The sequence below is a fragment of the bacterium genome (assembly GCA_008933615.1).
Taxonomy (GTDB): Bacteria; CLD3; CLD3; order SB21; family SB21; genus SB21.
In genome coordinates this window covers 51,660-64,075 of the sequence record WBUR01000025.1, presented here as the reverse complement: position 1 = coordinate 64,075, position 12,416 = coordinate 51,660, and the positions used below count along the sequence as shown (strand labels likewise).

Here is a 12,416-nt window from a genome sequence, read left to right as displayed (position 1 = left end):
ATACATTGTAATGCATGTTTTGCCGATCGACTAAATTCAATCGTCATTTTTGTAACAATTATCGATTCATTCCGTAAATATCGGTATAAATTTTTTACTATATTTTGACTTTTTTTTGACCAGGCTATTGTTGGATGATAAAATATATCGATCATTTTCCCGATCCTGTGCGTCATCGATTTGATAAATGCGAGTGGTTTGATTCATACGGAGATGCTGATGTCATCATTCATTGCAAATCGGGTGAAATCTCTTTTCCGACTCACTGGGGGCCATTGTCGCTAAAAACAACATTAATGGGCACGGAATATTATATTAAAAATAATACTATTCTAGGGGTCAACTCGCATTGTATACTTGTTTTTAACGAAGACACACACTACGCCAGTTATGTGCGCCCGTATGAGCGCGTTGAATCTTTGACTTTCAATTTTGGACCCATATTTCTTGATTCTTTTCATGCGTATGCCGGTTTAAATGAACAAAAGTTATTGGATGATCCTCAAATTTGCCAAGCAGATCGTGTACGATTTTTTGAGCACGTACACAGTATTTCCCCCTCGATTTCACATCATATAATGGCCATTGGAAAAATGACGGCTGATTTCAGGTTGAATTATCAACGTATTGAAGAAGAAATGTCGTTTTTGTACGAAAGCCTGTTAATCGAACACACCAGAATGAACCGGCTGGTGGATACGATCAATGCGAAAAGACGTTCAACACGTGAAGAAATTTACCGTCGGGTGCATATCGCTCGAGATTTTATAGATTCATGCTACGCCGATCCAATCAGCCTTGAACAACTGAGTGAAATCGCGTACATGTCAAAACATCATTTACTCAGACAATTCAAGTTGTTATTCAAAATGACGCCGCATCAATACCTCACTCTTAGAAGACTTAAAGAAGCCGAACATCTTCTTAAAACTTCGCATCTGAAACTAAATGACATTTGTTGTGATGTCGGATTCGAGGACCGCAGCTCATTTACCCGTCTTTTTAAAAAGCACTACAAACAAACACCTGCACAATTCCGCCTCTCCTGATTTCGAAAAAAAGCAATTTTCACCACACCCACGTACCCGTTTCACCGTTAAATTGAATCGCGCTTTCAAAGAATCACGCATTTAAAAAGATGATACAAGAATACGAGGTTACTTTGGAAAATAAATTTCGTAAAAGTTCCCAAATCAAAAAATAAATTCAAGGCGGTCAAATGAACGTAACTTACGTTATATGCATTATGGTAACTGGCATACTACTTTCCAGCAAGAGCGGGTGCTCACAGGAAAAAAACTATTCTGAGCTTGACAAATTCGAATATGTCGCAAATCCTGTTCCGTCATATTTTCCCGGTAAATCTTGGAATCGAACTGACCCACTTAAAATGGGATGGTCAGCTGACAAACTTGAAAAAGCGCATCAATATTTTGATTCATTAAATGCGGACGCCTTTATGCTTATTTCTGGCGGTTATGTTATTGCTTCATGGGGCGAAACCCAAAAAAAAATAAACGTTCGTTCGATACGTAAGAGCTTACTGAACGGGCTGTTTGGTGTATATATTGATTCCATTAACATTAATCTACGTCTTTCAGATCTCGGAATAGATGATAGCAAGAAACTTTCTGAAAAGGAAAAAGAAGCGAAGATAAAAGACCTTCTGACGTCTACATCAGGTATTTATCTTCCTGCAAATTATACAACAAGCGAAGCTGATGAGAAAAAGCCGGCGCGAGGATCAAAAAAAGCGGGTGAACATTGGTACTATAATAATTGGGATTTCAACGCTCTTGGGACGTTGTATTCCAAGATCACCTCTCAAGATATTTTCAAAAGTTTTGAACAGAAGATCGCCATCCCTCTACAAATGGAGGATTTTTCAATGGATGATACAGAAATGATTATAGATAACGGCTCCGTCCATCCGGCCTACGTTTTTAAACTAACGGCTAGAGACGCCGCACGGTTTGGGCTTCTCTATCTCCGTAAAGGATCATGGAACAAACAATCCCTGATATCATCCGAATGGATTGAGGAAAGTACCCGAAGTCATTTCACAGTAACAAAATATTTCGACTATGGATATCTCTGGTGGATACTCAAAGATCGCAGCGGTACTAGATTAGGTTATATGGCTCGCGGCAACGGCGGACAATTTATTTTTGTCAATCCCGAGCTTGACATGGTCGCTGTGTTGCTTGCTGATCCCGGTTCAATTCTGAATAAGTGGCTCGGAAAACGCATCGAACTCAAAGAAAGTTTAACCTTGCTTGGAAAAGTTTTAGATGCCAAAAGCAACTGATCTAAAATTAGTTTCATAAATGACTCCAAGAATACATAAGAATTTGATAAAAAAAAATGAAAAGACTTAAAAATAAACAACTTATGTGTTCGGCGGTGTTCATGGGTATGTTGTGCCTATTTCTGTTTTCATGCCACCAAGAAAAAAAAGGTACGCGTTTGACAGACAACCAGGATCGAATTATCAAAGTAAATGCCGTTGTGAATTGCTCCGTGAATACAGCATTCAATTACTTCATTGATAACAACTTGTTATCGAAATGGCTTGCTGTCACAGCCGATGTAGAATTGATAGAGGGTGGTAAATACGAGCTTTTTTGGTCACCCGAAAATCTCGACCCCACTAATAATAGTACGTACGGATGTAAAGTTCTTGCGTTTGAAAGACCGCATTATCTAATGTTTGAATGGCGGGGCAACGCCGATCAAAAAATGTTTATGAATAATGTTAGACCGCTCACCATGGTCACTGTTCTTTTTACTTCGCTTGGCGAAAAAAAGACTAAAATTACGCTGCTTCATACCGGCTGGCGTCAAGGTACCGAATGGGAGGCGGCTCGGGAACATTTCATAAAGGCATGGGCAGCAGCCTTAAATCAATTGGAAAGCATTTTATTATTATAAAACAATAAGTATAACTCATGATTTTCTCGCGTCCTTTTGGATTAGTAATATTATTGGTTTTATTACTCATGGGGTGGGTCTGGCTTGCTTTAACCTTAGCCATCTTGCGGTGTCATGACGGATTTCAAAAAGGCAATTTTCACCACATCTATTTGCATTCAAAATCGTACCATAAGGTATTATTGTTAATAAAGACGACACAAATCTGTACAAACAGGGTCAATTATTTGCAAATAGTAAATCAAAGAGGATCCGTTATGAAAGGTATAGGGATCGGAACATTATGAAAAGACTATACCGATATGTGTTGTTAATCTTGACATCTATTATTTGCTTAGGAAACCTGTTTTCATTTTCATGCCAACAAGAAACCAAAGAAATTGGAATGACAGACAATCAAGATCAAATCATAAAAGTCACCACTGTTTTGAATAGTCCTATTGATACGGTTTTCAGTTACTTTAGTGATAATACACTGTTATCGAAATGGCTCACACTTAAAGCAGATGTTGAAATGAAGGTGGGGGGAAAATATGAGTTGTTTTGGACACCTGAAGATCCGGATCCCACAAATAATAGTACCTATGGTTGTAAAGTTTTAGCCTTTGAGCGACCATACTACCTAACGGTTGAGTGGCGGGGCAATGCAGATCAGAAAAAGTTCATGAATAATGTTAGACCTCTTACTACGGTAACTCTCCTGTTTACTTCATTGAGCGCAACCAAAACAAAAATTACTTTATTACATACCGGTTGGCACCACGGAAATGAGTGGGAGGCGGCCCGACAATATTTCACAAAAGCTTGGAGCGGAGCTTTTAAACGACTTGAAAGCATTTTATAATACGATTGTATGATCGTTTTGGAGAAAGATAAACTTTATGATCGCTTCCCGCCCTTTTGGATTGATTGTAATGTTGGTGTTACTGTTTATAGGTAATATATATGGTTTTATAACTATTTCGAGCAGTGCGGATACTTTTTTAAGCCAGTATTCTAAAATGAACCCGACTAGTTTGCTGTTGTTAAGAATCATCCAAGTATTGAATATGATTGCTATTATCGGAATGTGGTATTTGCAACAATGGGGAGTGTGGATGGCTTTAGTCTTAGTCGGGCTAGTAATCATCTTGGATATATACTACGGTATTTATTATCACATTATCGTAGTACTTATTACTTCCGGCCTGACCGCTTGGTTTATTATTAAAAGCTGGAATAGTTTTAAGTGAATAAAACAATTGCAGCGCTGTGAAAGTTATTCTTTTTTAAGAAGAGTTATTTGGAATGAAAATTCAACGCCTGTCTTGGGCTGGTATAAAAATTGAATGTAATAAAATTTGCATTCTTGTCGATGCCGTAGAGTATTTTAATGTGGCGGCAAAGTTCATGGGATCGCCAAGAGAGCAAATTTTTAAGTTTTCCGATTCAATTCAGGCAGATTTTGTAGTTCTGACGCATTTGCATCCCGATCATTATGACCCTTCCATAATTAATAAATGCCTTAAAAAGGACGGGATGGTTATTTGCCACAAGTCTATTTCGCCAAAAATTAGAGAAGATGGTTTTAAAAGACAGATCGAATTGGAGCTTAATGAAACATTTGAGTTTGGTAGCGTTTCATTTATCCCCGTTTTTGCCTCTGACGGTATTGGCGATCCCCAGGTATCGTGGATAATTGCACATAACGATCGAAAGTTAATACACTGCGGAGATTCTATTTGGCATGGAAAATTTTGGGAAATTGGCAGAATGTATTCGCCATTTGATCTTGCTCTTTTGCCTATCAATGGTGCGGTGGTTCATTTTGAAAAAATCGGTTATGACTTTAGCCCCATACCTGCATCGATGACACCAGAGCAAGCGCTGGCGGCCTCGAAATTATTAAAAACGACTTATGTCATTCCTATCCACTATGGCATGTTTGATAGTGAAACGTATCAATCCTATTCTTGTTGCGAGGAGGTATTTCTCAGAATTGGATCTGAAAACGGAATTCAAATCCGCATTATAGAGCCGGGTGAAATCGTTACTATTGGCTGAAGACTTTTTTAATGATATCAATTTCATAACAGATTTTAAGGCTAAAATGAATATGAACAAATTTCTTTTTTTAATTTTAGTAATTATACCTTCAATATCTTCTGCACAAAATAGCAATAGTATCTCAACTTTGGATTTCGTTCAAATCAAGAATGATAGACGGATTGAAACACTGTTTTTTTATGAGAACAACTGGAAAGTTTACAGGGAAATCGCAGTTGAAAGAGGATTTATAAAATCATATAGATTACTAGCAACAACTAAAAACACAACGGCCAATTTTGACTTTATACTTATTACGGAGTATCGAGATAGTTTACAGTTTAAAGCAAGTGAATACAATTTTCAGAAAATAATAAAGGAAGTAAGACCCAGTGGCCCAAAATTGTTGAACGATTTGAAACCAAATGATTTCAGAGAAAACCTGTTTTTTAAACAAGCGGAAACTTTATTTTCTGGCGACAGGTAGAACGGCAAAAAGAAACGAATCCTACACAGTGGACAAATTTTAAGAGAGCGGTCCACAGAGAATTTGAAAAATGAATTATTTCATTTACATTTGCCTCCCATTCCGGCCACATCACAAACAAACGGTATGTTTTGATAGTGTATCAATCCTATTCTTGTTGCGAAGAGGTATTTCTTAGAATTGGGTCGGAGTGCGGAATACAAACCCGAATCATAGAGCCAGGTGAAACTGTAACTATTGACTGAAGATTTCTTGTTGCTTTCAGTTTCATGACGGATCTTAAAAAAGCAATTTTCACCACAAACAGTTTCAGTTGTTTAGCGTATGTAATTACGAGTTTTTAAGAGACATGTCAGTACATCAAAAAAAGGAGATTCTATTATGAAGGCTATGTTAATAAAAGGCGCTGTGATTTCGCTTTTGGTTGCTGGAAGTTTATTCAGTCAGGAAAATGGAGAAATTGCGTTTGTTTGTGGTCCTTGTGGCTGCGTTGACGACGGAAGTTTTTTTGATCATCCAGGGTTATGTCCGTCTTGCGGTATGATTTTGTATGCTTCATTTAAAGAAATAAAAAATGTTAACAGAAATAATCACGAGCATCAAATGAGTACCGGTAAAACTGTCGGCATATTAATCTTTCCAGGCGCGGAGATTATAGACTTTGCGGCGCCTTGGGAAATTTTCTTGCAAGCTGGAATGAGGGTTTTCACTGTCGCACAAAATGATACCCTTATCAATGCCATGGGTATGAGAATACAACCGGATTATACCTTTGTTAACGCACCGCATGCTGATATTATTTTATTGCCTGGTGGCAATGTGGAATATGATAATGCAGGTATCATGAATTGGGTAAAAAAAATAAACGGTGAGAGTGAAACTATTTTGTCCGTGTGTAATGGGGCTTTCTTTTTAGGCAATGCCGGTTTGTTAGACGGGTTAGAGGCGACCACATTTTTGAGTCTAATTCCATCTTTGCAACGATTAGCGCCAAAGGCTCGAGTTGTTTCAAACAAACGATTTGTAGATAATGGTAAGATTGTTACTTCTGCAGGACTATCGTCCGGCATTGATGCAACATTTCATGTTATTTCAAAATATTTAGGGGTTGGCAGGACACAAGTAATTGCTACGAATCTTGAATATGATTGGGATCCAGAGCCGAAATATATTCGAGGAATGTTGGCAGACAAATATTTGCAAGGTCCCCGATCTGTATTTTCACCATTTGAATACAGGACTCTTTCTTATAGTGGAGATAACGTGTCCTGGGAAACCAAATTACATGTCAAAACTGATTTGTCTCATGAAAAACTGGTTCAATTGCTTGAATATCAGTTAAATATCGGAGAGAAATGGGTAAAAACATCGGCAACGAAATATGGTAGTAACTGGCACTTTGTTGCTGATAATAAAAAATGGATTGGTATAATTAATTATGAAATCAGTTCTGCAAACGGGCAAACTATACAAATGAGGGTAAAAGAGTTTTAGAGTAATTGGAATTAAATGTGAACATTTATTCACTAATTAAATTAAGAAAGTTATCGTTTTATGTATTCAACTTATAAAAATAAAGTTATGTTGCAGTTTGTAGTATTTAGCGTACTTCTGTTTGCCTTTATTCAAAGTTGCAGCGGTCAGCCCCCAAAAAACCTGACCAACATCAGCACAAATCATTTCAATATTTCTATTGACCAGAATATTCCTATTCCGTCACAGTTTAGTAATTTTCCTGTTGTCGAACCTCATATTTCTGTTCACCCCTCAAATAATAACCACTTACTCGTTACAGCGATGATAGTAACGGATAAAACGAGGCCTTATGAAAGCTGCCGTCTTTCCAGTTTTGTGTCCACGGATGCCGGAAAGACATGGAAAGAAACTGCGCATGACTGGTGGGGATATGACCCATGGAGCGCTATTTTACCGAACGGGAGAGCTGTGATGAGTTGGATCGGAACACCAAATAGCTTTCAGGATTTATACCCTATCAGGTTCTTCAGATCCACGGATGCCGGTATATCCTGGAGTTCTGAAGTACAGACATTGGAAGGGGGACATGACGGAACAAAAATAACGGCTTCAACTGAAGATTTTTATTTCACGACGGTTTGGTTTACGGAGGACATGGGCACTGAAATTAGGCTTTACACCAGCCGAGGTGACAGCTCATTTGTTAAAACTGCGTCTGTGTACGGTAAAGGAAAACGCCTTGATTTTTGTGAGGTTGCGGTTTTAACTGACGGCACAATTGTAGTACCGGCGTTCTTACGAGACAAAAGCGCTTGGGTACAAGTTTCTCACGACGGCGGAAAGACGCTATCAAATCCCATACATATAACAGACAATTTTGGCAGAAAAGGTTATTCGCACCTTGCCGCCGACTTGCATTCATCATTCAAAGACCGGTTATATTTTGTTCGTGCAACGGGATATGGCGACGAATTCAATGGCGTTTGGTTAAATTATTCTGCCGACAAGGGTAAAACATGGAGTGCAGACATCAGGGTGGACACGTTTGATAAAACTACAAAGACTCGTGCAAATGTTCCTTCGGTCGCAGTAAATAAAGATGGACTTGTAGGTATATCTTGGGTGGATTCTCAAAATGACCCTGATGGAAAAAAGAATGATGTCTATTTTACGGTTTCTGGTGATGGGGGTAACACTTTTCAATCGCCGGTAAAAATTACCGACGTGAGCAGTGATCCAAGGACTTCCGCTAATGATGATGTCGCAAACAAATTTCCTGGTGGCGGCCATTATTTAGGCATGGTCGCTAAGCCGGATGGAAGTTTCCAATTGGTGTGGAGTGATAGCCGAAATCAGATATTTCAATTACAGACATGCAATGTGCTGCTCAGTTCTAAATAGTCTCTATTCGGGAAAGACAACCAATAATGAAGAAATTATTTTGGTGTAAATCATTTAGTAAAGATCTATTCGAAAGAATACAATATGAGAATATTATTGATTAAGATTGCTGCTTTGATTTTGTTTCTGTTTGGAATTTCTGAGACTAACGCGCAAATAAACCTATCACAGACTTTTTTAAATCGATTGGAAGGCAATTGGTCTACCGACAAAGGGAAATCTTTCGGAATGCCTGCTGTCGTCACAATGGTTTGTAAAAAGTCCCTTGATTCTAAATTTATTGAATTGAGTTATACGATAGAAATGTCAGCCGCAGACGGTAAAAAGCATGTATTTGAAGGAAGGGCTTTTTACAAACCTGTATCAGAAATCCAATTTGTGGGCACATGGTTCGATTCAGGCGGTGAAACGCACCCCATTAAGGCCAGCCATGATTCAACGACGCTCACATCGCTTTGGGGAACGGCCGAGACAAAGCTGGGTAAGACCCTTTATGTTTTTTCCTCACCCAACATAATTGAAATCATTGATTTTATTATGAAAAAAGACAGCTCATGGAAGGAGTTTAACCGCAATACTCTGTATAGAGAACACCGTTAAATGTCTATCCATCGGTAGTTGAGTTTTTTGAAAATTCAACAACTTTTGTCGATTCCTTTATCCAAAAAAAAAGCCAGTACGCTGCATGCGCACGGGCTTTTTGATTAATACAATGATCTTAATCTTTTTTCGGAAAGTATCTCGCATACACCGCATCCGTAAAAGCAATCGCTTCTTTCTGATACGGATTGACTTCCAATGCATAGAATGTATCGTCGATCAGATTGTTTGCGTCTTTCCAATTCGTCGACGCATTCAAATTGGCAAGTAATTGGAAAAACTCTTTGTCTTTTTTCTTAAAGAGCTTCTTGATATAAAGTTTCTTGTCTTTATCTTCGATCAATTTGTTGAGATCTTCGAGCACTTCAGCTTGTCCCATCTGACGCGCTAAGTGTTCTGCCAACTGAGTCGCCGTATCTGCGCCTGCCGCCGCTGCAGCCGGAACAGCCGGTTTGACAGTCGGTTTAACTTCAGGCATAGGCGGTTGCGCCGGTAATACAATATCATCTTCTTCTTCCTCTTCGAAAAAGGAACTTACATCGGCAGCCTGATCTTCTTCCTTAATATCTTCAATCTGCGAGACCAGGTTAGAGAGGTTCTTCGTTGAAACAACTTCTTTTTTCTCTTCATATTTAACTTCAGCCGCTTTAGGCGCTTCTTTCACAATCTTCGGCTCGATATCACCGGTTTCAACGAAAGATTTCAGCATGCCTGCAAGCTGGGAAACTGGAATTTTATCTTTTCCTTTCGACTGCGCGTTTTTCATCGCATTGACAAAATCGGGTAAATTGCGATCCTGGTAGGCGCTGATTAAAATTTCGGTATCCAGATTATCCGATTGCTGATCACGCCCTAAATTTAAGAAACCGACTATGACCTGCGCCATGCTCAAAGCCGCTCCGGATTTATCCTGCGATAAGGCTTTTTCATCGAGCTGTTGAATAAAACTCTTAAATTTGGTTCGTGAAATCGTCTCCATCTTGTTGTTCTTAAAAAACTGCTCGAGCGCCTGGTAATAGTATTCGTAATCAAGGAAGTACTTCATGGAATCCATAACTTCCGCCGGCGTAATGACGTCTTCATCGCGGTAAATAAACTGCACCATCGTTCGTTGCGGCTGAATAAGGAAGTTGGATTGTAGCTTTACCGCCTGTTCCATCACGCGATGAAGTTTGGCCCGGCTGAAGATTGCCGTGTTTTTCAGTAAATTATATAATTCATCGAATTTTTTTCGGATTTCCGGCAGATCATAATTAAACCGCCCGGAAGACAGAAACATGGAAGATTCTTCGCGAATCCATTTTTCCGATTCACGGTCAAAATAGTTTTTTATGAAACTCGGAATGTCGCGCTTTTTGATTTCCTGTAACGACACACGTTCATCTCTTCCGATAATCTTTTTGTCAAGATTCAGCGTAATGCCGTCTATCTCGGTAATGACCATGACTTACTCCTTCTGGTGTTTGCAAGTGAATTCATCTGTTTACAAAAATTATAAAACAATTTCCATACCTTCTTTCGCCCCGAAAACTTCCGTCGGGCATCCCTTTTCCTGAAGTATTTTTTTCACCGCGTCAACAATGGTATTCACATACGCATCGTCATGTCCCGGATCGTGATGATATATAGCCAAACGTTTTACCTGCGCTTTCCATGCAATTTCTGCAACATAGTCGTACGGGGAATGGCCCCAACCGACTTTTGTTTTATACTCGTCGGGAGTGTATTGGCAGTCGTGAACGAGGAGATCAGTTCCCTTGGAAAAATTAATGATACGGTAGTTGTTATTTCCCTTATACTTCATCCCTTCAAATTCCGGGCTATCGGATTCCTGAATCGGATACGGTTCGTTATCGCTTACGTATACGACGGATTTCCCGTTATATTCGACGCGGTATCCGAGCGCAAATCCGGGATGATTAAGATAAAGCGTGTCCACGCGCGCGCCGGAAATTTTAAACTTGCCTTCATACAGCCTTTTAAATCCGACCGATGCGGGCATATCCCCCAGTTCCACCGGAAAATAGGCGCTCTTCATCTGATCGGTAATGATCTGATCCAGTTTTACATCGGCTTCCTCACAACCGCAGATCACGAATTTATTTCCGGGAATGAATGCAGGAACAAAAAACGGAAAGCCCTGAATATGATCCCAATGCGTATGGCTGAGAAGTATGATTGCTTCGACGGGTTTTTTCCCGCGTTTCATCAGATCATTGCCTAAAACCCGTATACCGGAACCTGCATCAAAAATGATAATATTATTGTCGTCCAGCGTGAGTTCGCCGCAGGCCGTATTACCGCCGTATCCTACCGTCTCGGGCCCCGGCGTCGGAATGGAACCGCGAACACCCCAAAATTTATATTTCATTATACAACCTCAAAAAATAAGTTTAAGACTGGGGTAACTGAAGAACTTGATGGATCGTATCAATCAGTTTATTGGATTCAATGACTTTTGACACATAAGCATCCGCGCCCAGCCGCAGCGCTTTCTTACGATCTACATCAAAAATTTTCGCCGAATAGACTATGATCTTAATATGTTTCAGATCGTCGGCATCTTTGACGCTCTTGCAGATAGTAAAGCCGTCCACCTTCGGCATCATAATGTCCAGCAATAGCAGGTCCGGCTTTGTTTTACGGATCAGATTCATTGCATCGGAACTTTCATCGGACGGCACGACTTCGAATTTTCCAATCTGGCTTAACACCTTGGTTGTTATCGACAGAAAATCGTCGTCATCATCGAAGATCAAAATTTTCTTCTTCATAAATTATCATTTTCCATTTGTTCAATAATACGCATTTTTCGATACGTTTCGGCATACTGAATATAACGTTCAGCCGATTGTTCTATCGCTTTGATTTCCTCTTCTCTCAGCGGCCGCATCGGTTTTGCAGGAACGCCTGCCATTAACGTTTTCTCAGGAACCTCATAACCTTCTTTAACAACCGCGCCCGCCGCAATGACGGAATTCCGTCCGATCACCGCGCCATCCAGGACTTTAGCCCCCATACCGATCAACACATGATCCTTAATCGTACAGCCGTGCAGTATAGCGCCGTGCCCGACGGTCACATCGTGACCGATCACGGTTGAATGCTTCTTGAAAGTAACATGAACAATTGCACCGTCCTGAATATTGGTTCGCCGTCCGACGCGAATCAGATTCACATCGCCACGAAGAACCACGTTAAACCAAATACTGCAATCCTCACCTATTTCAACATCGCCTAAAATCTTTGCACCCGGAGCAATAAAAACAGAGGGAGGTATTTTCGGCGTCTTTGATAAAAATTGCTCGATCATTGATTGCATGACGTTGGGGTGAAAAGGTGCTTTGCAATATAGTTACGTGAATATCGAATTTCAAGTGAAAAAACACTCCGGCGAAAGCTCCTTTTTATATAAATTCTTGCAAAAAAAAATAAATTGTCCTATTGTTCATAATATAAGAGAAACAATGAGGCATTTTGCACACTCTAAAATCAC

General features: G+C 39.7%; 14 protein-coding genes. 10 read left to right on the top strand and 4 right to left on the bottom strand.

All coding sequences use genetic code 11. The features are described from left to right. Positions 1–134: 134 nt before the first annotated feature. The 10 genes from F9K33_10635 (at position 135) to F9K33_10590 (ending at position 8,920) form a co-directional block, all read left to right on the top strand. A complete protein-coding gene (locus tag F9K33_10635; protein ID KAB2879144.1) occupies positions 135–1,049 on the top strand; it encodes a helix-turn-helix transcriptional regulator in 915 nt (304 codons plus the stop codon). A gap of 170 nt (positions 1,050–1,219) precedes the next feature. Continuing rightward, positions 1,220–2,308, top strand: coding sequence for a serine hydrolase (locus F9K33_10630; GenBank protein ID KAB2879143.1), 1,089 nt, complete (start codon positions 1,220–1,222; stop codon positions 2,306–2,308). A 56-nt stretch (positions 2,309–2,364) separates the two neighbouring features. Further along, a complete protein-coding gene (locus F9K33_10625; protein ID KAB2879142.1) occupies positions 2,365–2,931 on the top strand; it encodes an SRPBCC domain-containing protein in 567 nt (188 codons plus the stop codon). 283 nt (positions 2,932–3,214) lie between these two features. Continuing rightward, positions 3,215–3,775 (top strand): SRPBCC domain-containing protein, encoded by a 561-nt coding sequence (locus F9K33_10620; protein KAB2879141.1) that lies wholly within the window; start codon positions 3,215–3,217, stop codon positions 3,773–3,775. Positions 3,776–3,812: 37 nt separating this feature from the next. Beyond that, positions 3,813–4,163 (top strand): hypothetical protein, encoded by a 351-nt coding sequence (locus tag F9K33_10615; protein ID KAB2879140.1) that lies wholly within the window; start codon positions 3,813–3,815, stop codon positions 4,161–4,163. A 55-nt stretch (positions 4,164–4,218) separates the two neighbouring features. After that, positions 4,219–4,974 (top strand): MBL fold metallo-hydrolase, encoded by a 756-nt coding sequence (locus F9K33_10610; protein KAB2879139.1) that lies wholly within the window; start codon positions 4,219–4,221, stop codon positions 4,972–4,974. Continuing rightward, positions 4,967–5,443, top strand: a complete 477-nt coding sequence (locus F9K33_10605) for a hypothetical protein (GenBank protein KAB2879138.1) — start codon at positions 4,967–4,969, stop codon at positions 5,441–5,443. Before F9K33_10610 ends, F9K33_10605 begins: the two co-directional genes overlap by 8 nt. Positions 5,444–5,824: 381 nt before the next feature. Beyond that, positions 5,825–6,937: a DJ-1/PfpI family protein gene (locus tag F9K33_10600; protein ID KAB2879137.1), complete on the top strand. Its 1,113-nt coding sequence runs from the start codon at positions 5,825–5,827 to the stop codon at positions 6,935–6,937. A 60-nt stretch (positions 6,938–6,997) separates the two neighbouring features. After that, entirely contained in the window at positions 6,998–8,320 is a 1,323-nt protein-coding gene (locus F9K33_10595; protein ID KAB2879136.1) for an exo-alpha-sialidase, read from the top strand. 84 nt (positions 8,321–8,404) lie between these two features. Further along, positions 8,405–8,920: a DUF1579 domain-containing protein gene (locus F9K33_10590; protein ID KAB2879135.1), complete on the top strand. Its 516-nt coding sequence runs from the start codon at positions 8,405–8,407 to the stop codon at positions 8,918–8,920. 118 nt (positions 8,921–9,038) lie between these two features. On the opposite strand, the gene F9K33_10585 is transcribed toward F9K33_10590, so the two are convergent. From F9K33_10585 to F9K33_10570, 4 genes are read right to left on the bottom strand one after another with little or no spacing between them, the layout of a single operon-like run. Beyond that, positions 9,039–10,364 carry a hypothetical protein gene (locus F9K33_10585; protein KAB2879134.1) on the bottom strand — a complete coding sequence of 442 codons (1,326 nt, stop codon included), beginning with the start codon at positions 10,362–10,364 and terminating at the stop codon, positions 9,039–9,041. A 48-nt stretch (positions 10,365–10,412) separates the two neighbouring features. Further along, positions 10,413–11,291, bottom strand: a complete 879-nt coding sequence (locus F9K33_10580) for an MBL fold metallo-hydrolase (GenBank protein KAB2879133.1) — start codon at positions 11,289–11,291, stop codon at positions 10,413–10,415. A 22-nt stretch (positions 11,292–11,313) separates the two neighbouring features. After that, positions 11,314–11,694, bottom strand: a complete 381-nt coding sequence (locus F9K33_10575) for a response regulator (GenBank protein KAB2879132.1) — start codon at positions 11,692–11,694, stop codon at positions 11,314–11,316. Next, positions 11,691–12,233: a gamma carbonic anhydrase family protein gene (locus tag F9K33_10570; GenBank protein KAB2879131.1), complete on the bottom strand. Its 543-nt coding sequence runs from the start codon at positions 12,231–12,233 to the stop codon at positions 11,691–11,693. Before F9K33_10570 ends, F9K33_10575 begins: the two co-directional genes overlap by 4 nt. Positions 12,234–12,416 lie beyond the last annotated feature (183 nt).